Below are 25,162 nucleotides of genomic sequence, written 5' to 3' on the forward strand. Positions count from 1 at the left end.
AAGAAATATTAATAGTTTGTTTGTGCTATTTAACTTTTTCTAGATCAGTTAATTTCCAGCTTTGATCACGTAAGGCAGGTGTTGGGCCGTAAAAGCGTGCTAATATTTCGAACTTGCCTTTTGGATCTGTTGGAACCCAATTTGACTCACCGCTTGCAGGCGGAGTTGGACCAAAGTATAAATCGACAGAACCATCGCTGTTTACTTTTAGTCCCGGACTTTGCGAGGAACGTCCTGCACGTTTTTGGTTTCGAATAAAGGTGTGCGTGTCTCTGTTGTAAACAGTCATCGACCAGTATTGCTTTACTGGTACATTTGCAGGAACATTTACTTTATAAGTGCTGTTACCATCTAGAGCGTTGCCCTCTTTGTCTACAATCTGCATCAAATAAAATTGTGATTCACCAAGATGTTTGGCACTAAAAAAAGCGATCATATAACAAACGGCTCTATTGTCGATAGGATAAATTTCTGAGATTGAGTATTGGCTTTTTACGCTTTTAATATTGTCTTCATCTGCAGGAAAAAACCAATGTGTGTCTTTGTAAAAAGGAGGCGTTATTTCGTAATTATACAAAAGCCATTCTTTAGCTGTTTTTACGGCTTGTGTTAGAATTTCTTTAGTGCGGGCATCAGGAGCAAAAGATTTCCCTCTTTGAATACCTAATGTTTTTAAAGGATCAATCATTACACGATCTCTTGTAAGCCAAGGTTCTGTCTGCACAATTGAATTTAATGTTTCATAAAAAGTATGGTCATAGCGAATGTTTGAGTCGTACACATCATTACTTGCATCGATAAAAACAGTTGCTGGATTTTTTGAAGCTTCGCTGAGCGGATAAACTTTAATGCGTTTTGCGTATGCAACCGCAGCAGCGACATCGGCAGGGCTGCCGCTTTTTAATACAGAGCGCAAAAGTGCATAACCTCTATAAGTGTCAGATTGCAAAGGGATGTAACCTGCTGGTATTTTGCTTTTATCATAGCCTGGAGGTAAAAATAGATATTTTCCGCCTTTGCCTTTATCAACTCCTCCGGGACCAACATCTTCAATTGCATTTTGCCAGTAAGTCATTACACTGCCATTAAAAACGCCATTGTCTGCTGGTGGAATTTCTAATACAACAGGGCCTGCTTTTTCGGTATTGAAAAAAGGCATTAAATAAATTACATCAGGATTTGGGGTAAGGGTTTGATTTTTCCAATCTAACAGTTTTTGCCAAATAACAACTTGATTGTAATTGCCATTTATTTTTGCGAGTGCATCGTACATCAATTGAAAATTAACTGCTGGCATTCCCCATACTGCAGCTTCAACTGCGCGTTGATACAAAATTTGTTCTTTAATGTTTGCAGGCTTAAATTCAGTTCCTGCTGTGTTTGAATTGTCGTTTTTCTCTAGAGTATTGGTTTGATTATTATTGCAGGCTGTCAGGAGAAATACCGACAAGAAAGAAAGAAGGATTTTTTTCATAACATTAATTTATTTAGTGGATATAAATTTTTATTATTTTAATTTTTCAACATCCTGCAGCTTACTCTTTGCCAAAACCGACTCTGAAAAAAACTTAGAAGTTGAAAGTAATCTTTCTGCTTAACATTTATAAGAAATCAATATTTCTTATGAAAGAGATAATTAAGTGTAATTTATTACTCTAATGAGTGCATTATTTGGGGCGAGTATTTTTTGAGTTAAATTTATTGTTAAAATTATGAAAAAAAAGTATAGGTAAGTGATTTTTTAAAAGAATGTCGTTAAAGATCAGTTGTTTATGTTTTTTTTGTTTGTTGAAGACCGCTGCTGAGTAGTGATTGTAAGCAGATCTAGTTTCTAATAAAAAAATCCGATTGGTTTATACCAATCGGATTTTAGATGTTTTATATTATAATAAAGGAATTAAATGTTCCCAGTTTAGCTGTTTTGCAAAATCAAGCGGGGTTTTGCCATTGTTGGTTTTGGCTGTAGTATCTGCTCCAGATTTTAGCAAAACTTCAACTGAGGTTTTATTTCCTGCAATTGTCTCGAGATGTAAAAAAGTATAACCTAATTCATCTTTTGAGGTAAGTTCTTTAGGATTGTTTTTTAGAAAATCAATAAGGCTGTCTTTCATGTTTTTGCTCATTGGATGTTCTACAAGGTTTTCGGGTTTTTCTTTTTGATTTGAAACAACTTGAATATCGTCGTAATCTCCAAATTCTAATCCCCAAGCTTTGTCGTGTTCCTTTCTTTCGTCTTCATCCATTTCCGCACGCATTGCGTGTATCGTAAAGGCTCCGTAGGTTTTACCTTGAATAGCAAATAACCAATCACTTATTTGGTTGACTGGTATTTGTACTTCGTCTCCGTTGTTTACATTGGTTAACTCATCAGGTTGATTTACTAAAACGCCATAAATAGTATCGCCGTCAAAATTGATATCGTTGATCCACATATGTTCAACTAGGATTTCACCATCTATTTCCTGAGTAAAAGCGAGTTTTACACAAGCAACATCAAGTCCGGGAACTATTCGGCGGTATTCCCATGATAATTCTCTCCAAAAATATTTAAAGGTTTCTTGCGCTTTTTTGTGTGCTTCGATCATTCTTGGATTTTCTCCGTCGGCAAAGAATATTGGTGTATTTTCCATTCTGTATTATTTTAATTGTAATTGCGGGCTGTATATGTATTTTAACTCCAAGATAAAAAAAATCTTATAAACGGCTTAAACTTTAACAATAAAAAAATCCGATTTGCTTTCACAAACCGGACTTTTTTAAATTGAAAATAATATGTAACCAAAGAGATGCAAATGCGTCTCTGGTTATTGTTACAAGTGAATTACTTCGCCGTATGCATCAGCAACAGCTTCCATAACTGCCTCGCTCATTGTTGGGTGAGGGTGGATAGATTTTAGGATTTCATGACCTGTAGTTTCTAGTTTACGAGCTACAACTGCCTCAGCAATCATATCAGTAACACCAGCACCAATCATGTGACATCCTAACCATTCTCCGTATTTAGCATCAAAGATTACTTTTACGAATCCGTCAGCAGCACCAGCAGCTTTTGCTTTTCCTGAAGCTGAGAATGGGAATTTACCAATTTTTAATTCGTAACCTTTTTCTTTTGCTTGTTTTTCGGTTAAACCTACAGAAGCGATTTCTGGAGTTGCATAAGTACAACCAGGAACGTTTCCGTAATCGATTGGGTCTACGTGTAAACCTGCGATTTTCTCCACACAGTTAATACCTTCAGCAGAAGCTACGTGAGCTAAAGCTTGTCCTGGAGTAACATCTCCAATTGCGTAGTATCCTGGAATGTTAGTAGCGTTGTAAGCGTTTACTAAGATTTTATCTCTGTCAACAGCGATTCCAACTTCTTCTAAACCAATATTTTCGATGTTTGTTTTAATTCCAACTGCCGAAAGTACGATGTCAGCTTCAAGAATTTCTTCTCCTTTTGCTGTTTTTACAGTTGCTTTAACCCCGTTTCCTGTAGTATCAATTTTTTCTACAGAAGAGTTAGTCATGATTTTTACACCTGCTTTTTTCATAGAACGCTCCATTTGTTTAGAAACGTCTTCGTCTTCAACAGGAACAATGTTTGGCATAAATTCTACGATCGTAACTTCAGTTCCCATAGAGTTATAGAAGTGAGCGAACTCAACTCCAATTGCTCCAGAACCTACAATAATCATAGATTTTGGCTGAGTTGGCAACGTCATTGCTTGACGGTATCCAATTACTTTTACACCATCTTGAGGTAAGTTTGGAAGCTCACGAGAACGAGCTCCAGTTGCGATGATAATATGATCAGCGCTGTATTCAGTAACTTTATTGTCTTTATCTGTAACGTCAAGTTTTTTTCCTGGTTTTAGTTTTCCAAAACCTTCAATAACGTCAATTTTGTTTTTCTTCATTAAGAATTGAACTCCTTTGCTCATTCCTTCAGCAACACCACGGCTTCTTTGAACAACAGCAGGGAAATCTTTATCAAATTCAGAAACTTTCAATCCGTAATCAGAAGCGTGCTTTAAGTAATCAAAAACCTGAGCTGATTTCAATAATGCTTTAGTTGGGATACATCCCCAGTTTAAACATACACCACCAAGATTTTCTTTTTCAACTACAGCTACTTTAAAGCCTAATTGTGATGCTCTAATTGCTGTAACATATCCGCCAGGACCACTTCCTAAAACAATAACGTCGTATTTCATTTTTTTGGTTTTTAGTATTTACTATCGAAAAGGAAGTTTATAATTCCGAAACTCACTTGCCGATTTTTTCTTTTGTTATTTGTGATTGCGAATTTAAGGAATTATTTTAAAAAACGCTTGAAATTTTATTTTTACCCCTGCTGATTTTGACCTTTTCACAGAAATTGAATGAATTGTGAATTGCAAATTATGAATTATGAATTGAAAATTCAGATTTAGAAGTTTAAATCGAAATTATACCCTTTGCCAAAATAAGCGAAGTCGAAGTCCTTTCTTGTAGAAAAGGGCTTCGACTTCGCTCAGAGTGACATCAGTATTGAATTAATAATTTACAATTTATAATTACACTTTAACGTGTCCCCAATTTTCACCGCTTGCAATTCTACGTATCTGCATTTCGCTTACGCCAAATTGTTTGGCGATCATTTTCAGACGTGTTTTTTGTTCTGGTCTTGCTAATATTTTCTTGATTAACATGACTTTTGTTGTAGTCAATTTTCTTCCGTCGGCTTTTAAGTTGTGCTCGATCAGGTTTTTCTTGGCTTGAATTACTCTCGGACTTTTACGACTGTGCGCCATCATTTCGGCTTTTGTAGCCCAGCATAAATTGTGCACATCGTCATTGCTTCGATTGTAGTCTAAGTGAAGTACATAAGTTTGTTCTTCTGATTCTTTAGGAATAAAATAATGGGCAACTAATTTGTATAAAAAAAGGTATTTGTTAACGATTTGATCGTCTTTTTTTACCTTAAATCTAAAAGTAGGATATCCATCGCTTAAACCGCCTTTTAAAAGACGTCCGTTTTCAATTTCATCAGTGAAGCTTATTAATCGGCCTCTGTTTGAAATGGCGTATTTAAGTTGTAATGAGGCATTTATTTCTATTTCTTTGAATTTTTCGTCAGGGTAAAATCTGTGTTGTGGCATTTTCGTTTACATTTGATTTTTGAATCTCAAAGATAAAGAATTGATCAAAAATGATCGCTATCGTGCTGGTTATGAAGTATCATTTTTATGATTCTTATAACGCTAATTTAACGTTTTCTAAATTTTTTTGGCAATTTGCAAAGTCTTTCTCTATAAAAAAATGCGAATGATACACTTTTTTGGTTTTTGACATTCTAATAAAACAACATTTTAGAACTCTAATAAAGGATCTGAATTTTATTGATCGAGCCAGTTTTTGAAATTAGTGATTTCTTTTTTGCTTACGATTATTGAGTCATTTTCAATAGAAGGAACGGTAAGAATTAATTCGATTTTTTGATTGGAGTGTTTTAGTACTTCTTTTATGGTACTTCGATTTACAATGTATTTACGATTTATCTTAAAAAATGTAAATGGATCGAGGTTGTTTATAATATCGGTCAAAGTGCTATTGTATAAAAAACTGTTTCCAGAATTTACATATATAAACAAATGTTTTCCAGATGCGGCAAAATAGGTAATTTCGGCTTCATTTATAGAGATAAGCTTATAACCGTGGTTTACTAAAAAATGACGCTGTATTTTGCTTGTATCGGGGTTTTCGATTGCAACTAATGATTGCAGTGTCGCATCGCTGTTAAAGGTTTCTTTTATTTTTTTGAATTTGATTAGGGCTTCAAATAATTCTTGTTCTTCAAAAGGTTTTAAAAGGTAATCAATTGTAAAGTGTTTGAAAACTGAAATGGCGTAGGAGTCGTAAGCGGTAACAAAAATGACAGGGCAGGAGATTGTTGTTTTTTCAAAAATTTCAAGACTTTTTCCGTCGCCTAAATGAATATCCATAAAAGCCAAGTCGACATTATTTTCAGAAAAAAAGGCCACAGCTTCTTTTACCGATTTTAAAACTGCAATTTCGGCTATTTGTAAAATGTCCTGCTGTTCTAAAATTGATTTCAGATAACTTGAAGCAAGATATTCGTCTTCAACAATGGCAATTTTCATTTTTAATATTTCGTTTATAGAATCGAAATTCTAAAGTTGATTTTGCAAAGATAGTTGACTCTGTTTTTAAATGCAAAAAGGCCCAGTTTTTTGAACTGGACCTTTTTTTCTGATTTTGAACGAACTTTATAAATTCGGATTATTTAATCTTGCGTCTGCTGGATAAATAATAGTGTAACGCGGATCGTTTTGTAGTAAAGTGTACTCTATGGTCATGAATTTATGAACAATTTGTTTTTGAGTACTTCTTCTTAAATCAAACCAGCGGTGTCCTTCTACAGGAAATTCTCTGCGTCTTTCTTCAAAAATGAAGTTGGTTAGATCAGTCGCATTCATTGTATTGATGTTACTTGCCAATTGATCGTATCCTGCTTGTGTGTATCTGTTTTTAATAAAACTTAAAACGGTTGCTTTAGAATCATTAATATTATCCAGTTTCAACAAAGTTTCAGCTTTTGTCAAATACAACTCTGAAGATCTGAAAGATGATTTTTGATCGTCGTTTCCGCCTTTTAAAATTCTAAAACGGCTTCCGCTTGCTCCAAAGTATAATGGGAAACGTAAATCAGTTGTTTTATTATAAGCCGCAATTAAATCAGCAGATGCATAAGAAGCTCTTTTTAGACCAACGATATAACCATCTTCAAGGGCTAAAATAGATTCTTTTCCATCATATTTTGTAGCTAAAACCGGTGTTGCTTTTAAATCAATTAAAGTGTTTTTGATTTCTAAAGCTTTATTGGCAGCATCAAGTGATTTTTGCCATTGCTGTTGATACAAATACAAACGACTTTCTAAGCTGTATAGCGCCACTTTTGAGAAACGGTAATTTAAACCTTTTGGCTGTGTACTTAAATTAATTAATTTTTCAGCTTCCTTAGTGTCAGAAATAACTTGATTGTAAATAACGTCTACACTTTGTGGAATAAATACTTGCTCCAAATCAATTTCTAAAGCTAGTGGAACTCCTTTGTCTGAAGCTGCAGTTGCTGGATTATAAGGCTTTCCAAAAAGATTTATTAAATCAAAATTTGCCATTGCTCTCAAAGCATACGCTTCTCCAATTAATTGATCTCTTTCTTCAGATGCTGCTATTTTATTAGACGCTTCGTTGATAATTACATTCGTATAAAAAATGACAGTATATAAATCTTGATAATGAAAATTTAGAGTGTTTCGATCCGGATTTAGATCTTTCCAGATATGTACATCTTTGTAAATAGCAGTTTCACTGTTATCTTCATTCAAGATTAGTTCATCTGTACGAGCGGCGCTCAATGATTTGTGTTCTGGGTAAACTGAATATGCCGTTGTTAAAACCGCACGAAATTCAGCTAACGATTCTGGAATTACTTTTCCTACCGGAGTAATATCCAAATAGTCATCGCAGCTGCTAAGTGCAATAGCAGCAACGAAAAGTGTTATATATTTTGAGAATTTTTTCATCTTTTTTAATTTTTAGAAAGTTACATTAAATCCTAAAGTCAACGATCTAGGAACTGGCTGTGCGTAAATGTTTCCGAAAGTTTCTGGGTCAAAATAACCTTTGTAGTCTGAGCTGATTACGAACAAGTTTCTGGCTTCAATATTTACTCTAATACTTTGAATGTCGATTTTGTCTAGGAACGTTTTTGGGAAAGTATATCCAAAACGAACACTGCTTAATCTCATATAACTCATTTCGCTGACCCATGTGTCTAAATAATTATAAGTAATAATTGGGTTACCGCCAGAGAACCAATTGTAAGCCATCCAAGAATCTCCTGTACCAGAATCTTTACTTGTAATTCCAGGTAAGTTTGATGAAGTATTAGTTGGCGACCAAGCGTTTAAAATATCAGTCGTATAGTTTTGCCCTCTATCTACAAGTGTTCCGTTGTATGGAGGAGTTCTTGTAACAGTTTGTTTGATGTTAAACGACGCTGCTATGGTAAGATCAAAATTACTTACTTTAAAAGTATTGATTAAACCTCCTGTAAATTTTGGATCTCTATCTCCTAAATAAGTAAATAAGTCTCTAAACTCTGCGGCACTTAAATCTGATTGCGAGAACATACCTGGAAAAACACCAGCAAGTGGATCATATAAACCAAAGAAAGTTTGCGCATTTACAGTTTCTCCTTGTTTATTAACAAATAACGGGTAACCGTTTTCGTCAATTCCGTTTGTTTTTAAACCAAATACCGCATTTACAGCATGTCCTTCTTGGTTTGGTAAATAACTGTTGTCTCTTATTTCTAAACGATCAACTTTACTTTTGTTATGTGCAAAGTTAAAATTGGTATTCCATTTAAAATTAGGGCGATCGATGTTTTTTGTCGATAAAGCGATTTCAAAACCTTTGTTGGTTACCTGTGCCCAGTTCATGTTTGTAAATTCAAAACCATTTTCTAATGGCAATGCTTTTAGACCAATTAAATCAGTACTTTTTCTTCCGTAAATATCTGTTACAAGAGTAATACGGTTGTTAAGCACACCAAGATCAAAACCAAAGTTAGTATTTTGGGTTTTTTCCCAACGCAATTTGCTATTCGGCGGACTTGTTACCACAATTGTAGGTTCTGATTGCCCCGGAAGGATAATAGCTGTTTTATTATCTCCAACTACATATGGTGAAGTGTTTTTATCAATATTTCCTTGTAAACCGTAAGAAGCACGAAGTCTTAAGTTAGAAATTACTTTACTGTCTTTTAAGAAATTTTCCTGAGAAACTAACCAAGATCCAGATGCTGACCAAAGTGGCAAGTACTTGTATTTAGGATCTACACCAAATAAATCTGAACCATCATAACGAACACTTCCGTAGAAACTGTATTTTCTTTTGTAAGTATAAGATGCTGTTGCAAAGAATGAAACAAAAGCATTTTCGTTTTGTGTTTTTACATATGTTTTGTAAAATGCCTCTTTGGCAAAAGTTGAATTTGGGAAAATAATTTGTTGTGTAGTCAAGGTATTTTCATCAAAACCAAAACCTTTAGTTGCTATAGAAGTCGTTTTGTTTCTTCTTAATTCATTACCAGCCATTACTTCAATTTCGTGATTCTCTCCTAAAGTTTTAGAATAATTCACCATTGTTTTTAAGTTGTACTGAAAAAAGTCTGTATTTGTGTTTTGAATAATTCCACCATCAGGTAAGAAGTATTTTTGCGTATTATCAGCAAAATAACTTGATCTTTCTCTTTGTCTTCTAGTGTAAAAAGTTTCTTGACCAGCGTATTTTTCGCTAGAAGAATTATCAAGTTGTAAACCTAACTGGCTTGTTACTCTTAAATCTTTTGTGATTTTATATTCAGCATCAAACAATGCTTTTATAGCTCTCGTTTTTAAATCGTATGAAGTATTGTTTCTCTCTTCTAAGAAATTAAATGGAAGTTTAATATCAGAATAAGAAGCAATATCGGGGTCATATTTATAGCTTCCGTCTGCATTGTACGGAGTTAAATAAGGATTTACGTTTCTTGAATAATTTGCTGGATTTGTAAATCCATCAAGATCTGTTAAGTATGATGTCGTTTTATTTTCGGCACCAAAAATTCCAATACCAACTTTAAATTTATCAGTAATCTCGTAATTGTTTTTCAATGTTAAGTTGTAACGCTTGAAACCTGTACCAACAGTAGCTCCGTTTTCGTCATAATATCCTAAAGAGAAATAGTAATCTGATTTTTCGCCACCGCCAGATAAACTTAAACCATGCTGCGTATTAATTGCATCTTGATACAATAAGTTACCCCAATTTGTATTTTGATTTCTTAAGTTGTTGATTGATTGCTGTGTTCCTGCGCTTAAAGAAGAGAAACCACCGGTTCTGAAGGCATCTAATTCATTCGCTCCGTTTAAGATACGAGCAACTTCACCACCGGTGTCTCTATATGTCAAATCTGCGCGACTTGCCATGTTAAGTTCTAAATCTACTTTTTGATTTGAATTTAATAAGTTCAATTTGTCAAAATCAGGTCTGCGTGTAATAAAGGTGTTCGTGTTGAAGTTTACAACCATTTTACCTCTGCGTCCTTTTTTTGTAGTTACCACAATTACACCATTTGCGGCACGAGCACCATAAATTGCAGTTGCGGCAGCGTCTTTTAATATTGTAATATCTTTAATATCGTCTGGATTTAAACCAGCGATAGAGTAATTTGCAAGTTGATCGATATTTTCCTTGTCATAGTTTTTAGGAACATCATTATTTTCTAATGGTAATCCGTCAAGTACCCATAAAGGATCTTGCGTACCATTAAGAGATGCTGTACCTCTAATTCTAATTTTGGCTGGCGCTCCCGGCGCTCCAGATGGAGTTGTAACGGCAACACCCGCAACTTGTCCCATTAATAATTGATCGACACCAGAAACTCCAGATTGCTGAATGGAAGCCATATCAACTTTAGTAATAGCCGAAGTCAGTTTTCTTTTTTCGATTTTTTGGTATCCTGTCAAAACCACTTCTTGAAGCTGGGCAACATCAGATTTTAAACGGATTGTATATTCTTTTTGAGAAGTTATTTCAAGAGTATAAGGTTTATATCCCATAAAAGTAACTCTCAATGAAGTAACATTTTTGCTGATTTTTAATTGAAATTTACCATCAAAATCAGTTGTAGTTCCAATTGCTTCACTGTGTATAACTCCTGCTAGAGAAGTTTTGTTCGAGATAGAATTGTTCTCTACAAAAACTGATGCGCCAGGTATTGGCGACTGGTCAGCTTCATCAAGAATGATTCCTGTAATGGTTCTATTATCCTGTGAGTATCCTGCGACAGCTAGGAACAGCAGTAAGATATTTAGAAAATTTTTCATGTTTTTGTATTGTATATTAATTGATTGTGTTGTTTAGCGCTTTTTCGATTCTTTGAATTAAATCGGTATAATGATTTTGAGTCGATTGATCTCCAGTATTCTTTTTCAGTTTTAGTAATTTCAAAACTGTATTCAATTCTCCTTTTTTATCAGAGGTAACTTCTGTAACTCTTTTTAAAGAAGTCTGATTGATATTTCGAACCATTTTAGAATCTTCTAAATAGTTGCATAAATGCGGCATATTTAGTGTTTCCTGAATGTCGATTATTTTTTTACCATCTGTTTTTTCAAATATTTTATTTGTAGAAACAATCAAAACATCCACATAATTCTTTTGCGTCATACGCTCTAGAATTGTCAGCGATTTACCTTGTAATGTTCCTGCAAATACACTTTGATGCATTTTTTTAAATAAATCATTTACGGTAAATACCTTCTCAGTGGTTTTGTTACGTTGGTACAATTCGTTTTCTGTTATTCGAAGTAAACGATCATCACTAAACAAATCGTATAAAATACCGTACTGCAATTCTCTTGATAAAGTATAAGGCGTGTATTCGTAAGGTCCTACAGGAGAATCTTTAAGGGGATTTGTTTTGTCTAAAATATCGTTAAAGAATAGCCATTGTGGAATTGTAAGTACATTTTTGATTAAATAATCGGCTGCTCTTTTTTGCATTACTGCCGAAACTGGAATGTAGCTTTGTTTGTTATCTCCGTGAACAGTTTCATTTAAATAAACTCCGCCAATATTGTTCAATACATGACGATTGTACAATTGCCATTGACCAATAGTTCCAATATAAAGTTTACCGGTTTCATAATACGTGCGGTCTTTATCGTAAGTCCAGTTTAAGATATTATCTACAACACGTTTTAGATTTTTTAAACCATATTCGCTCGCTTTTACAGCGTCATTTCCTAAATCTTCAGATTGTGAACGCGGATCGATTATATTTTCTTGCTGTTCGCCATAAAAGTAAATCGGATCATTTTGATGTTTGGCAATTAATTCGTTTAATTTTAGAGTTTCATTTTCATTCACATTATACCATCTGTAACCCCATTCGATAGCATATTTATCATATTCACCAATTTTTGGCGTAATTACAGTAACATTATCTTCTGGCTGTGCCACATAATTATATCGAGCATAATCCATAATAGATGGTGCAGTACCGCCCATTTTTGCAGTAAAATCTTTAGAACGCAAAGATTCAACATCATAAGCAAAAGAAGATCCCATATTATGTTTAAGTCCAAAAGTATGACCAACTTCATGTGATGATACAAATCGAATAGCTTCTCCCATAAGTTCATCGCTAAATTTGTTTCCTCTGGCTTTTGGGTCAATTGGACCAGTTTGTATACGCATCCAGCTTTGTAAAGAAGTCATTACATTATGCCACCAAATAATATCAGCTTCTAGAATTTCACCGCTTCTTGGGTCAACAACAGATGGTCCCATTGCGTTTGATTTTGGCGATGCTGCATATGTAATTACAGAATAACGTACATCATCTACATCAAAATCTAAATCCTTTTCAGTTGGTTCTTTAGCAATAATGGCATTTTTAAATCCAGCTTTTTCAAAAGCAATCTGCCAATCGTGAACACCGTCAATAATATAGTTTCTCCATTGTTTTGGAGTCGAAGGATCGATATAATAAACAATTTGTTTTTTAGGTTCAACCAGTTCACCTTTTAAATAGCGTTCTTCATCTTCTTTTTTTGGTTCTAAACGCCAGCGTGTAATAAGCTCTTTTTCGAGCATTGCCTGCTGCGCGTCAGCAAAGTACCAATGTTTTTCAGTGAAATAACCAATTCGTCTATCAGAAAAACGTGGTTTCATAGGTGTTTTATCCAACAAAACAATATTGCTTGTTACACCAAGAGTCACAGACAAAGCGGGCCCGCCTTCGCTTACAGAAGTTGTTAACTGTGATTTTACAACAATGTTTTTAGGAAATGATTTTAAACTTTCAATATAAGATAAGTCAGATTTTACAGAACCTCCAAAACCAATGTTGCTCAAAACATCATTGAAGCTTTTTTGCTTACCGTCAAAAATCTTGTTTACCTTAATTACAACCGCAGTCGAATCGTTATTTTTAGTTTCAATATCAAAAACTTCAATAATTGATTCAGAGAAATTGTCGATTACTGATGCTGTAATAGCGTCTTCTTTAGGAGAAGAAACTTTTGGGACATATGATTTTACCCAAACCTTCTTTGCAATTGTATCTTTATAAAAGGTAATTATTTTGTTTTCATAATTCATCCCTTTGTTTAATCCAGCTTCATTAACTTGAAATGGAACTTGAGATAATTTGTTTACAACTAGAAATTCTCTTTTAAATAAACTATCCTGAATTTCAAAATAAACATCGGTTTTAACCTGAATAATATTAAACAGACCTTTTTTAAGGGTTCCTTTTTTGATAAGGTCACCGTATTTCTTTGCCTTTTTTGAATCAGTAGAATCTTTTGCAATTTCGGTATCCGTTTCTTTTTTCTTTTTCTTCTGAGCAAGAACAGTAACGGGAACAAATAAAAGTAGAACTAGTAAGCAGAATAATTTTAAATTATGCAGGAATGCCTTTTCCTTCATTTTGATGTTAAGTTTAAGTTAATTTTCCGCCGAAGCTATTTGATTTTAGCTCGAAAAAAAAACAAAAGGGAGTGAGTGGCTTTATTTTAGGAGTGAATGTGTATTAATGGCAGGATACAAACAAAATTGCCCTCTTTTTCTGAGGTTTCAAAATTGGTTTTCGAGTAAAATTGATAAATACTGTTCAGATAATTTAGTCCAAACTTGGTTCCGGGCTCGCTGTCGGCCTTTTTTTGGAGATTGTTCGTAATAATAACTTGATCTTTCCGAATCAGAATTTGAGTTTTTAAAGGTGTTTCCTGCGTCGCTTTATTATGCTTAATCGCATTTTCAATCACAACTTGAAGAGCCAGATACGGAATAAATTTTTCTAAGGCTTCTTGGTCTTCGATTTGAATCGAAAAGAACAATTCTTCCTTAAAACGGGTTTGCTGTAAAAAGATATATTTTTCAATAAACAATAATTCCTGCTTTAGCGGAACAATGTTTTTTTCTGGCGGATCTATTAAATAACGATAAATACGTGATAAGTTCAGTGTAAACTTTTGTGCAGTTTTTACATCGCTACTAATTAACATATACAGTGAATTGAGCGAATTGAATAAAAAATGAGGATTTATCTGTTCCTTTAATTGTTGCAGCTGAATAAGCGCTTTTTCTTTTATAATTTTTTCATTCTCGACAAGCAGTTTGTTCTTTTCATTTTCGACAATTTCTTTTTCCTTATAAGCACGTCTGTTTGCATAAGAGAAGATGTAGAAAATCAATAAAAGCATTACAGTTGTAATCGAATAAATCCAAGTCGAGTATTTTTTGATTAGGGATACATTTTCGACTTCAAAAATTTTAGGAGAATTAACAGATACAAACCATCGAGAACCTTTAATATCTAATTTTTTTGTAAATCGGATTACATCAAGTTTTAAAAACTCGGACATTGTAATTCTTTTTACGAAATCTTTTTTCTTGCTGAAAATAGTATCTGAAGGTTTAACAGAAGAAACATCAAATATATTTTTTCCAACAAATTTTAAGTCTGGGTGAAAAATACAGGCGCCAGTTTTATCAAATACAAAAGCATAATTAGAAACCGTTTTGTCGATAGTAGACAAGTAGGCGTGGAGGTTCTTTAAATTAATGTCATACCCATAACGAACAACGATGTTTTTTGAAGTTAGTTTGAAATAAATTCTCCAAAGCCATTGTTTATTTTGAAATATAACTGTGCTTACATGATTTGCATCTTTGTTTTTAAGAATAAAATCTGCAGCTTCCTTCTCCCTTTCGTCAGAAGGAAAAGTAATTCCAAATTGAATTTTGTCGTCATTAATTTGAAACCAGTTGTTCGTAATCATTGCATTTGTGGCTTGCAATGAAGACAAAACTTTTAAGTTTGTCGATAAATTACTAGAATTACTTATGTTTAGAATATGTTTTATTTGGTTTTCCTGTTCTAGAAATTTTGAAAATTCCTGCGACATGAATTCCTGCTTTTTATAAAAGCTGCGCTGTGCCATATCTTCACTTGCTTGTTCTGTAAGATCTGTAATCAATTTACTAAGTACGTAAACAGAAGTAACGGTAATTAGTATAGAGATAATTACATAAATTAAAAAGGCACGACGGGAAGTGGTATTGTATTTAAATTTCAAAAAAGTATTGTATTGTTTAAAACCTAATTTGCAACTGCAAATTGTGAGTCATATAAGTTTTTATAATAGCCATCGGTTTTAGTGAGTAATTCTTGATGTGTTCCTTGTTCTACGATTAATCCTTTATCCATAACGACAATTTTATCTGCATTAACAATTGTTGCCAATCGGTGTGCGATAATAATTGAAGTTCTTCCTTTTGTAATCGTTTCTGTAGCGCGCTGAATTAATTCTTCTGAATAAGTATCGATCGACGAAGTGGCTTCATCTAAAATCAAAATACTTGGGTTGCTTACGTACGAACGCAAAAAAGCAATAAGCTGTCTTTGTCCAGACGAAAGCATTACACCTCGTTCTTTAACATCAAAATCATAATTATCAGGCAGACTCATAATAAAGTCGTGAACGCCAATTTTTTTTGCAGCCTCTAAAACCTGTTCACGACTGATTTCTGGATTATGCAGTGTAATATTATTGTAAATCGTATCGGCAAACAAAAAGACATCTTGCAGTACAACCGCGATTTGTTTTCGTAATGAAGCAAGCGTATAATTTTCGATATTGTGACCATCAATAAAAATGCTGCCGCTGTTAATTTCATAAAAGCGATTCAGTAAATTAATAATAGTCGATTTTCCTGCACCTGTAGAGCCAACAATAGCAATTGTTTGTCCCGCATTTACAGATAAATCAATTCCTTTAATAACTTCTTCTTCGGGAATATAACTAAAACGAACTTGTTTAAATTCTATGATTCCTTCAAATACTGGAGCTTCAAGAGTTCCTGTATCCTGAATATGATCTTGTGTGTCTATAACATCAAAAACACGATTGGCAGCGATCATTCCTAATTGCATCTCATTAAATTTATCAGCAATCTGTCTCAACGGATTAAACAACATTCCGATAAACATCGTATAAGAAAATAAATCTCCAAACGTGGTGAAATGATCTCCATTTAAAATTTTAAAACCACCGTAAACTACTACTAATCCTAAAGTAATTGATGAAATAATATCGGCAATAGGAAAAAATATCGAGTTGTATAAAATGGTCTTAATCCAAGCGACTCTATGCTTGTTGTTGATTTCTTTGAAATTTTCGGCTTCGATTTTTTCACGGTTAAAAAGCTGTACGATTTTCATTCCCGTAACACGTTCCTGTACGAATGAGTTCATGTTTGCAATTTGCGTACGCACTTCCTCAAAAGCAACCTGCATTTTACGCTGAAAAATTCTAGTGATGTAAACAAGAATTGGCATTGCTACAATTACAATCCAAGTTAGTTTCCAGTTCATGTAAAACATAAAAATCAGAACCACCAGCATTTTCATCAAATCGCTTATAATCATAAACAAACCTTGGCTGAAAATTCGAGCAATCGATTCAATGTCTGAAACAGATCTAGTCACCAATTGTCCTACTGGAACCAAATCAAAATATTTCATTCTAAAACTCAAGATGTGTTTGAAAAGTTTCGTGCGAATGTCTTTTACAATATCTTGTCCAAGCCAGTTAGCCCAATACACAAAGTAAAACTGAGAGAAAACTTCCATCAGTAAAACCACTCCCATTAAAATAATATATAGCAGTAAACCTTGCTTGTCATGAGTTGCGATATAGCCGTCGACCGTTTGTTTTAGTAAATAAGGTCGAAGCGCTGCAAAAATCGATAATGAAATTGCAAAAATAATAACGCCGTAGTAGCGCCATTTATAAGGCTTGGTATATTTTAGAATTCGTTTGAATAATCCGGTATCAAATGCTTTTGCTTTCATTTTTTATGCTTTAAGCTATAAGCTTTAGGCTGTAGGCACAAAGTTTAGAGCTTAATGCTTACAGCTTAAAGCCTATAGCTATAAATAGTCGTAATAAATTTTGGTTAAATATAAACCATGTGCAGGAACTGAAAAACCTGCTTTTTCTCTGTTTTTACTGGCAATAATATTTTCAAGATCTGCCAGTGTAATTTTATGTAAACCAATATTGACTAAAGTTCCCACGATTGCGCGAACCATATTCCGTAAAAAACGATTGGCCGATATTGTAAAAATTAATTTATTGTTTTCAACTTTCCAATACGCCTCAAAAATTGTGCAATCAAAGGTGTTTACATCTGTATGTACTTTCGAGAAACATTGAAAATCGGTATGCTGCAGCAAAATTTTCGCCGCCTCATTCATCAAAGCTACATCTAATTTTTGATTAAAGTACCAGCTCAACTCCTGCAAAAATGGATTTTTAACAGTGTTTATATGGTATTCATACGTTCTTTTTGTAGCGTCAAATCTGCAATGCGCATCATCATGAACTTTAATCAGATTAAAAATGGCAATGTCTTTTGGTAAATACGAATTAAGCTTATGAATCAGAGTTTTGCTGTCAATATCAGAATCATAATCAAAATGCGCATACATTTCCTCAGCGTGAACACCAGTATCAGTTCGTCCAGCACCCATTAAAATGATGCGCGAATTCAGTAAAACTGAAAGCGCTTTATTTAAAGTTTCCTGAACAGATGAGGCGTTGGGCTGAATTTGCCAGCCATGATAATGTGTTCCGTTATAAGCAAATTGAATAAAATATCTCATTTTAAGGTGCAGTCCCGAAGTTTCGTGACTGAGGTGCAAAGGTACAAAGATTTTTTTCTTTATAGGTTCAAAGGTTCAAAGAGGCAGAGGTTCAGAGTTTTTTCTGTAGAGACGCACTGCAGTGTGTCTAGTTTTAGATTAGAATATATTTTTTAAATTATTTTGAAAATTTGTTAATCGGCAGAATAATAAAAAAATCAGTAGTGAAAAACCTTTGAACCTCTGCCTCTTTGAGCCTTTGGACCTGTTAAAAAGCGTTAAACCCAAAAATACCAATAATAGTTTGTTCAGTGAAAAATCGTGTCAGAAATTGACAATTCCAACGATTTAAAAAAGTCTTTTTTTGGGAGTTTTTTAGATGAAATAACTAAATGTTAATTTTTGAAAATATTTCATTTTAACAGGAAATATTTCTCTTATGTTTGTAGTCTAAATATCAAAAAACTATGAATGAAATTACTTCTTATTGGTGGATAATTTTAATCTTATTCGCCATTGTATTTTACAAATTTATTTTGCGCGTTTTCTTCGGAATGGTAATCGTTCCAGAGGATAAAATTGGTTTAGTAACCAAGAAATTTGTTTTGTTTGGCGCAGACAAATCATTGCCAGACGGTCGAATCATTGCTACAAAAGGGGAGGCTGGTTACCAGGCACAAACATTAGCTCCGGGTTTGTATTGGGGAATGTGGATTTGGCAGTATTCGATAGATATGACTGGGTTTACCATTATTCCAGAAGGAAAAATTGGTTTGGTTTTAAGTAAAGATGGAAAAGAAATTCCAACCGGAAGAATCTTAGCCAGAAAAGTCGAAAGTGACAATTTTCAGGATGCGACAGCATTCTTGAATAATGGCGGACAAAAAGGGCGTCAAACGGCTTTTATCACAACAGGATCGTATCGTATTAATACATTTTTATTCGAAATTATTATCGCTGATCAAATCAAGATTTACGAAAACATGATTGGTATTGTAACGGCACTTGATGGAGAGCCTATTCCGCAAGGACAAATTGCAGGTAAGTTTGTGAACGATCATAATAATTTTCAGGATTTTGATAAGTTTTTAGAACATGGCGGAAATCGTGGTTTGCAGCCTCAGGTTATGCTGGCAGGTTCGTATTATATTAATACGTGGGGAATTTTGATCGAACAAAATCCAATGACTGATGTGCCAATTGGATATGTTGGAGTTGTGATTTCTTATATTGGAGAAGATGGGCAGGATGTTACAGGCGATACTTTTAAACATGGAAATATTGTTTCAAAAGGGCAAAGAGGTGTTTGGATGGAGCCTTTTGGACCTGGAAAATACGCTCTGAATAAATACACAACCAAACTAGAGCCAGTTCCAACAACGAATTTAGTATTAAACTGGGCTAACGCACGCAGTGAATCGCATGACTTGGATAAAAATCTTTCGACAATTACAGTTCGTTCAAAAGATGGTTTCCCTTTCAATTTGGATGTAGCGCAAATCATTCACGTTCCCGCTGCCGAAGCACCAAAAGTTATTGCTCGATTTGGAAGCATGAACAATTTAGTTTCTCAAGTGTTAGAACCTACAATTGGTAACTACTTTAGAAACTCGGCTCAGGATAGCGATGTGATTTCGTTTTTAACAACTAGAAAAGAACGTCAGGAATCGGCTAAAAATCACATTAAATTAGTACTTGACGAGTACAACGTAAATGCGGTTGATACTTTGATTGGAGATATTGTTCCGCCAGATTCATTAATGAAAACGTTGACCGATAGAAAACTAGCAGAGGAAGAGCAAAAAACATATCAAACTCAAAGAATGGCGCAAGAGCAGCGTCAGGGAATGGAAAAAGAAACTGCGATTGCTGATATGCAGAAAGAAATAGTTAGAGCATCACAAAGTGTTGAAATCGCACAGCGTACTGCCGATGCAACCGTAAAAAAAGCAGAAGGTGATGCAACGAGTTTGAAACTGAATGTAAACGCCGAAGCCGAAGCTACGAAAATGCGTGCAAATGCTGAAGCGGAAGCAACCAAAGCTAGAGCAGGAGCACAGGCAGAAGCAACTAAACTAAATGCTAGTGCAGAAGCGGAGCGAATTTCAAAAACGGGTCTTGCTGAAGCAGAGAAAATCATGGCAATTGGTAAATCGACTGCAGAATCATATCAATTACAAGTTACTGCAATGGGTGGAGATAATTTTACCCGCTACAAAGTAACAGAGGAAATTGGTAAAGGAAATATAAAAGTAATTCCAGATGTTTTAATTTCAGGAAATGCTGGTTCTGATGGATCTATTAGTGGTTTATTAGGAATGAAGCTTATGGAAATGATGGATACGAAAGAGGCAAAGGATGTGAAAAATCAAACCTCTAAAAAATAGTAATGAATAAATACCTAACAGGTTTTAAAAACCTGTTAGGATATAAATCCGATTGGCTTTCGCTAATCGGATTTTTTATTTTAAAATTAAAAGAAAAATTTTCGAATCTGATAAAGAAAACCCTCAGAATCTTAGCCTCTCAGAACCTTAGTCCCTTTAAAAAAACCTTTGTACCTTTGCCCCTCAGAACCTTTGCGCCTCTTTAAAAAAAAAATGAAAAAAATCCTTTTGCTTTCAGATACTCACAGTCATATTGATGATACAATTTTAAAATATGTGGCTCAGGCAGACGAAGTTTGGCACGCTGGAGATATTGGAGATTTGAATGTAACTGACACGATCAAAAAGCTGAAACCTCTGCGCTGTGTGTATGGTAATATAGACGATGCAAAAGCAAGATTAGAATTTCCGCTGCACAATCGGTTTTTGTGTGAAAATGTTTCTGTTTGGATAACCCATATTGGTGGTTATCCCGGAAAATACAATCCCAATATTAGGGAAGAAATGGCTGAGAATCCGCCAAAATTATTTATTTGCGGACATTCACATATTTTAAAAGTAATGTTTGACAAGAAGAATAATTTACTGCATATGAATCCCGGTGCCGCTGGTAAAAGCGGATTTCATCAAATGAGAACAATGCTTCGCTTTGTAATCGATGATGACAAAATAAAGGATCTTGAGATTATAGAAATTGGTAAAAAGTAATTTTTTTAATGAGATAATGGAATTTGTATTTTAATTGTGGTTCCATTATTTTCTTTTGAGGCGATAGAAAAACTGCCTTTGTATTTTTTGATTCTAGCTCTAATGCGGTTAATGCCAAAACCTTCTATTTGGTTTAGTTTAAGTGTTTTAAAACCTTTTCCGTCATCATGAATAATTATTACAAAGTGCTCGTTTTTTTCCTGCAATGAAATTTGGGCTTTTTGTGCTTCACTGTGTTTAATAATATTATTGAATAATTCAGTTACAATGAAGTAAAGCTTCATTTCAAATTTCTCGGAATATCTTTTTTCTGTTGGAATAGAACTCGAAAACTCAAAACGTACATTTGACGTAGTGTTTTTTTCGCATAAATCTTCTAAAGCATAGATTAGTCCAAATCGTACTAAAAGAGTAGGAACAAGGTCATGAGACATATCACGCAATAAATCGTGGGCTTCTTCTAAAATCATTTTTGATTTACTGATTTCTTCAGATGTTATATTGTATTTAGCGGTGTAAACGTTTAAATGCAAGGAAGCTGAAGTTAAAAGTGAGTTGATATTGTCGTGTAAAAACGATGCGATTTTTTTTGTTCGTTTTCCTGACTATCAATTCCTGCATTAATAACGTTAAGGAGTATTTTTGTTTAATGTCTTTTCTCCTGATTTTTTTGTTTGAGCTTGTTGTTTTGGTAAACAAAATAAAATAGGAGGGAAATGATAATGATAAGTACAATAAATAAGCTGACAACTTTTTTGTTTCTTAACTGCTCACGTTTAATTTGAGGAGAAACAGTATTTTTGTTAGGATCATTCAGTAATTCAGTATTCGTTTTTTCAGAAAGATTATTTTGTTGACCGTAGACTTTGTCTCCATTGGAAATAAAGAGCAGTATCAATATGAAAACTCGAATAAACAGCATAAATTTCTAATAGTTATTTATTGTCTTTGTTGAATTATGAATTAATTAAATTATTTTTTAAGGCATATTTTACCAATCCGATTGTGTTTTTTATCTGCAGTTTTTTCATAATATTCTTGCGATGCGTTTCGACAGTATTTGTGCTGATAAAAAGTTGTTCGCTTATTTCTTTTCCGCTGTATTCCAAACATATTAGCGTGATTATTTCAATTTCACGCGGACTTAAAATTGGATTTTCGATATAAACATCTTTGTTTACTTTTGGATTGTTTTGAAAAAAAATGTTGAATATTTTCTCTCTTACAGCATCACAAAAATATTCTTGTTCCTGATAAACAGCTTCAATTGCTTCGATGATATTTTGACCTGCACATTTTTTTGTTAAATAGCCTTTGGCGCCTAATTTCATTACTTCTTTTATGATTTTTAAATCATCATAACTGGATAAAATAATCACTTTTGCTGGAAATCCTTTTTGACTGAATTCTTTTAAAACTTCAACACCGTCTTTTCCAGGCATACTGATGTCAAGAATTAATATATCTGGTTTGTCGAGCAAGATATCTTCATAAATAGTACTGCCATTCAATGAGCTTCCTACAACTTCAAAATTAGAAACAGTTTGAAGTAAATTGGTGAGCCCATCAATCAGTACTTGATGATCGTCGGCAAGATGAATCCTTATTTTATTTGTCATAATGGTTTTTGGAACAGAATACAAATTTATGAAAAAAATATCTTACAACTTTGTTTTTAATCTTCGTTTTAGAATTATCAGTTCAAGGGTAAATTAAAAGCACAAAAAAACCCGAAATAAAATTTCGGGTTCTCTTCGCACATAAAAATTAAGTTTATAGGTTTATCTCAAACGATCTACAGATTTTACAAGATCTTCGTCCTTTTTGATGGCTTTATTAGCTAAAACTAATAACACGATAGCAACAATAGGAAGAAACATCCCAATACCTTTCTCAGAAACAGCGTTTACTGTCTCTCCAGATAAATTTAGAGAACGATATACAAATAATCCTAATAAAATTAAATTTAATATTATATTCAATCTGCCCATTACAAATTGATTTTGTCTTTTCTTGTATGAAATGATACTAACGATGCTAAGCATTGTGCTTAATCCTAGTAAAACAGTGTAAAGCTGATCTTGCATAAAGTAAAAAGCTTTACCAGTATTTAAGGTCCAAAGCGGCGTAAAAAACATTAAAACCCCTGTTACTAAAAAGGTAAGAATTAAATATACGGTTTGAATTCGTTGTATCATGATCTAAAATTGTTTTACAAAAATATATTTTCTTTTTTTAAAATACTATTGTATGATTAAATTTTATTCGTATTATTGCATCATAATACCGTAAGCACTTCATACTGCGGTCAATTGAATTAAATATATCTACCTATTCTTTTACAGTTTTTCCTTTAAAATAATTAAATTCATAGAACATTCATGTTTGATATTTCTGCATTAAAAGAAATGAAGCTTTCTGAGCTTCAAGAAATAGCTAAGTTAGCTAAAACAATAAAGTTTAATGGCGTTAAAAAAGATACACTGATTACTCAGATATTAGCGCACCAAGAGACGGCTTCAGCGGCGCCGGAACCAACTATTGTTGAAAAGGAAATAACTGATGATAAACCAAAAAGAGCTAGAATTGCTCCGGCAAAGAAAATTGTCAGTAAAAATGCTCCAGTTTTAGAATTTGATAAGATTGAAGAAACTCCAAAGGAAATTGAAACTCCTGCGGCGGTAGAAAAAAAGGAAACTGTACAAGTTCAAGAAAAAGCAGAAAATAAAACGGCAGAGAATAAAGCAGCAGAAAAGAAAGCACCGAAAATAGTTAAGTTTAATAAATCAGCTTACGAAAAAAAGGTAGCCCTGCAAAAAGAAAAAGAAGCAGCAAAAGAAATAGTTTCAAACGAAGAAACATCTGAAACTCCTGAAACACCAGCAATTGTTGCAAATACAGAGAAATCTGAAACTCCTGCCCCAGCAAAAAAGATTGTTCCTAATCAGAATAAAAATCAAAATCCCAACCCAAATCAAAATCCAGCTCAAAACCCAAACCAAAGCGGGAATGGAAACGGGAATAACGGAAACCAGAATCCAAACCAAAATCATAAAAATAAAAAGAATAATTTCAGAGATTCAGATTTTGAATTTGACGGAATTATAGAAAGTGAAGGTGTTCTTGAAATGATGCCTGACGGTTATGGATTTTTACGTTCATCAGATTATAATTATTTAGCGTCTCCTGATGATATTTATTTATCGACTTCACAAATTAGATTGTTTGGTTTAAAAACAGGAGATACGGTAAAAGGAGTGGTTCGTCCTCCAAAAGAAGGAGAAAAGTTTTTTCCTTTAGTTCGTGTTCTTAAAATTAATGGTCACGATCCGCAAGTGGTTCGTGATAGAGTTTCTTTTGAACATTTGACACCGGTTTTTCCTTCAGAAAAATTCAAATTAGCCGAAAAAGGAAGTTCAGTTTCTACACGTATTATCGATTTGTTTTCTCCAATAGGAAAAGGACAACGTGGTATGATAGTCGCACAACCGAAAACAGGTAAAACAATGTTATTAAAAGACATTGCAAATGCGATTGCAGCTAATCATCCTGAGGTTTATTTAATTGTTCTTTTAATTGATGAGCGTCCTGAAGAGGTTACAGATATGCAAAGAAGTGTTCGTGGTGAAGTAATTGCTTCGACTTTCGACAGAGAGCCGCAAGAACACGTGAAAATTGCTAATATCGTTCTTGAGAAAGCAAAACGTTTAGTAGAATGTGGTCACGATGTAGTAATTTTATTAGATTCGATTACACGTTTAGCAAGAGCTTATAATACAGTTCAACCCGCATCTGGAAAAGTGTTAAGTGGAGGTGTTGATGCAAATGCATTACAAAAACCAAAACGTTTCTTTGGAGCGGCTAGAAATGTAGAAAATGGAGGATCATTAAGTATCATCGCAACTGCATTGACAGAAACAGGTTCTAAAATGGATGAGGTTATTTTTGAAGAGTTCAAAGGAACTGGTAACATGGAACTTCAATTAGATCGTAAAATTGCTAACAAACGTATTTTTCCTGCAATCGATCTTACTTCGTCAAGCACGCGTCGTGATGACTTATTATTAGACGAAAAAACATTACAAAGAATGTGGATTATGCGTAAATATCTTTCAGATATGAACCCAGTAGAATCTATGGATTTTGTAAACGATCGTTTCAAAAAAACAAGAAATAATGAGGAGTTTTTGATTTCTATGAATGACTAGAGGAAGTTGCAAAGGGACATAGGTTCAAAGTTGCAAAGGTTTTATTTGTAGAGATTTAAATCTTGAAGATATATATCACAAAAAAAGGATAAGCTTAGCTT

General features: G+C 33.8%; 17 protein-coding genes. 3 read left to right on the forward strand and 14 right to left on the reverse strand.

Annotation, left to right across the window (positions count from 1 at the left end; all coding sequences use genetic code 11):
• Window positions 1–25: 25 nt before the first annotated feature.
• The 11 genes from BOW55_RS10305 to truA form a co-directional block, all read right to left on the reverse strand.
• On the reverse strand, window positions 26–1,474 hold the full coding sequence (locus BOW55_RS10305) for a DUF1214 domain-containing protein (RefSeq protein ID WP_129024059.1): 1,449 nt from the start codon (window positions 1,472–1,474) through the stop codon (window positions 26–28).
• Between the two features lie 409 nt (window positions 1,475–1,883).
• Window positions 1,884–2,630: a DUF2314 domain-containing protein gene (locus BOW55_RS10310; RefSeq protein WP_129024060.1), complete on the reverse strand. Its 747-nt coding sequence runs from the start codon at window positions 2,628–2,630 to the stop codon at window positions 1,884–1,886.
• Between the two features lie 180 nt (window positions 2,631–2,810).
• On the reverse strand, window positions 2,811–4,199 hold the full coding sequence (gene lpdA, locus BOW55_RS10315; protein WP_089053238.1) for a dihydrolipoyl dehydrogenase: 1,389 nt from the start codon (window positions 4,197–4,199) through the stop codon (window positions 2,811–2,813).
• A 342-nt stretch (window positions 4,200–4,541) separates the two neighbouring features.
• The gene (locus BOW55_RS10320) at window positions 4,542–5,126 is read right to left on the reverse strand and encodes an NUMOD4 domain-containing protein (protein ID WP_089059786.1); all 585 of its coding nucleotides are present in this window, start codon (window positions 5,124–5,126) and stop codon (window positions 4,542–4,544) included.
• Window positions 5,127–5,363: 237 nt separating this feature from the next.
• On the reverse strand, window positions 5,364–6,128 hold the full coding sequence (locus tag BOW55_RS10325; RefSeq protein ID WP_129024061.1) for a LytTR family DNA-binding domain-containing protein: 765 nt from the start codon (window positions 6,126–6,128) through the stop codon (window positions 5,364–5,366).
• A gap of 126 nt (window positions 6,129–6,254) precedes the next feature.
• Window positions 6,255–7,574, reverse strand: a complete 1,320-nt coding sequence (locus BOW55_RS10330; protein WP_129024062.1) for a RagB/SusD family nutrient uptake outer membrane protein — start codon at window positions 7,572–7,574, stop codon at window positions 6,255–6,257.
• A gap of 12 nt (window positions 7,575–7,586) precedes the next feature.
• Window positions 7,587–10,925 carry a SusC/RagA family TonB-linked outer membrane protein gene (locus BOW55_RS10335; protein ID WP_129024063.1) on the reverse strand — a complete coding sequence of 1,113 codons (3,339 nt, stop codon included), beginning with the start codon at window positions 10,923–10,925 and terminating at the stop codon, window positions 7,587–7,589.
• A 16-nt stretch (window positions 10,926–10,941) separates the two neighbouring features.
• Window positions 10,942–13,536: a zinc-dependent metalloprotease gene (locus tag BOW55_RS10340; RefSeq protein ID WP_129024064.1), complete on the reverse strand. Its 2,595-nt coding sequence runs from the start codon at window positions 13,534–13,536 to the stop codon at window positions 10,942–10,944.
• 86 nt (window positions 13,537–13,622) lie between these two features.
• On the reverse strand, window positions 13,623–15,188 hold the full coding sequence (locus BOW55_RS10345) for a sensor histidine kinase (RefSeq protein WP_129024065.1): 1,566 nt from the start codon (window positions 15,186–15,188) through the stop codon (window positions 13,623–13,625).
• Between the two features lie 23 nt (window positions 15,189–15,211).
• The gene (locus BOW55_RS10350) at window positions 15,212–16,966 is read right to left on the reverse strand and encodes an ABC transporter ATP-binding protein (RefSeq protein WP_129024066.1); all 1,755 of its coding nucleotides are present in this window, start codon (window positions 16,964–16,966) and stop codon (window positions 15,212–15,214) included.
• A gap of 78 nt (window positions 16,967–17,044) precedes the next feature.
• A complete protein-coding gene (truA, locus tag BOW55_RS10355; RefSeq protein ID WP_129024067.1) occupies window positions 17,045–17,779 on the reverse strand; it encodes a tRNA pseudouridine(38-40) synthase TruA in 735 nt (244 codons plus the stop codon).
• Window positions 17,780–18,225: 446 nt separating this feature from the next.
• On the opposite strand from truA, the gene BOW55_RS10360 reads away from it, so the two are divergent.
• Together BOW55_RS10360 and BOW55_RS10365 are read left to right on the forward strand one after the other, a co-directional pair.
• Entirely contained in the window at window positions 18,226–20,145 is a 1,920-nt protein-coding gene (locus BOW55_RS10360; protein ID WP_089053247.1) for an SPFH domain-containing protein, read from the forward strand.
• 213 nt (window positions 20,146–20,358) lie between these two features.
• Complete coding sequence (locus tag BOW55_RS10365) at window positions 20,359–20,853, forward strand: metallophosphoesterase (protein WP_129024068.1); 495 nt, start codon at window positions 20,359–20,361, stop codon at window positions 20,851–20,853.
• A 5-nt stretch (window positions 20,854–20,858) separates the two neighbouring features.
• On the opposite strand, the gene BOW55_RS21320 is transcribed toward BOW55_RS10365, so the two are convergent.
• The 3 genes from BOW55_RS21320 to BOW55_RS10380 all read right to left on the reverse strand — a co-directional run bounded on the left by BOW55_RS21320 (window position 20,859) and on the right by BOW55_RS10380 (window position 23,051).
• Entirely contained in the window at window positions 20,859–21,386 is a 528-nt protein-coding gene (locus BOW55_RS21320; RefSeq protein WP_241686530.1) for a sensor histidine kinase, read from the reverse strand.
• Window positions 21,387–21,809: 423 nt separating this feature from the next.
• Complete coding sequence (locus tag BOW55_RS10375) at window positions 21,810–22,472, reverse strand: response regulator transcription factor (RefSeq protein WP_089053250.1); 663 nt, start codon at window positions 22,470–22,472, stop codon at window positions 21,810–21,812.
• Window positions 22,473–22,634: 162 nt separating this feature from the next.
• Entirely contained in the window at window positions 22,635–23,051 is a 417-nt protein-coding gene (locus BOW55_RS10380; protein WP_089053251.1) for a DUF4293 domain-containing protein, read from the reverse strand.
• Window positions 23,052–23,234: 183 nt separating this feature from the next.
• Here BOW55_RS10380 and rho point away from each other — a divergent pair, with 183 nt between their 5' ends.
• A complete protein-coding gene (rho, locus tag BOW55_RS10385) occupies window positions 23,235–25,061 on the forward strand; it encodes a transcription termination factor Rho (RefSeq protein ID WP_129024069.1) in 1,827 nt (608 codons plus the stop codon).
• Window positions 25,062–25,162 lie beyond the last annotated feature (101 nt).

The organism is Flavobacterium sp. YO12 (assembly GCF_004119495.1).
Classification (GTDB): domain Bacteria; phylum Bacteroidota; class Bacteroidia; order Flavobacteriales; family Flavobacteriaceae; genus Flavobacterium.

Excerpts from the sequence above, each read along its gene's own strand:
- BOW55_RS10305 (WP_129024059.1), bottom strand. The coding sequence starts at position 1,474 with ATGAAAAAAATCCTTCTTTCTTTCTTGTCGGTATTTCTCCTGACAGCC.
- BOW55_RS10310 (WP_129024060.1), bottom strand. The coding sequence starts at position 2,630 with ATGGAAAATACACCAATATTCTTTGCCGACGGAGAAAATCCAAGAATG.
- lpdA (WP_089053238.1), bottom strand. The coding sequence starts at position 4,199 with ATGAAATACGACGTTATTGTTTTAGGAAGTGGTCCTGGCGGATATGTT.
- BOW55_RS10320 (WP_089059786.1), bottom strand. The coding sequence starts at position 5,126 with ATGCCACAACACAGATTTTACCCTGACGAAAAATTCAAAGAAATAGAA.
- BOW55_RS10325 (WP_129024061.1), bottom strand. The coding sequence starts at position 6,128 with ATGAAAATTGCCATTGTTGAAGACGAATATCTTGCTTCAAGTTATCTG.
- BOW55_RS10330 (WP_129024062.1), bottom strand. The coding sequence starts at position 7,574 with ATGAAAAAATTCTCAAAATATATAACACTTTTCGTTGCTGCTATTGCA.
- BOW55_RS10335 (WP_129024063.1), bottom strand. The coding sequence starts at position 10,925 with ATGAAAAATTTTCTAAATATCTTACTGCTGTTCCTAGCTGTCGCAGGA.
- BOW55_RS10340 (WP_129024064.1), bottom strand. The coding sequence starts at position 13,536 with ATGAAGGAAAAGGCATTCCTGCATAATTTAAAATTATTCTGCTTACTA.
- BOW55_RS10350 (WP_129024066.1), bottom strand. The coding sequence starts at position 16,966 with ATGAAAGCAAAAGCATTTGATACCGGATTATTCAAACGAATTCTAAAA.
- truA (WP_129024067.1), bottom strand. The coding sequence starts at position 17,779 with ATGAGATATTTTATTCAATTTGCTTATAACGGAACACATTATCATGGC.
- BOW55_RS10360 (WP_089053247.1), top strand. The coding sequence starts at position 18,226 with ATGAATGAAATTACTTCTTATTGGTGGATAATTTTAATCTTATTCGCC.
- BOW55_RS10365 (WP_129024068.1), top strand. The coding sequence starts at position 20,359 with ATGAAAAAAATCCTTTTGCTTTCAGATACTCACAGTCATATTGATGAT.
- BOW55_RS10375 (WP_089053250.1), bottom strand. The coding sequence starts at position 22,472 with ATGACAAATAAAATAAGGATTCATCTTGCCGACGATCATCAAGTACTG.
- BOW55_RS10380 (WP_089053251.1), bottom strand. The coding sequence starts at position 23,051 with ATGATACAACGAATTCAAACCGTATATTTAATTCTTACCTTTTTAGTA.
- rho (WP_129024069.1), top strand. The coding sequence starts at position 23,235 with ATGTTTGATATTTCTGCATTAAAAGAAATGAAGCTTTCTGAGCTTCAA.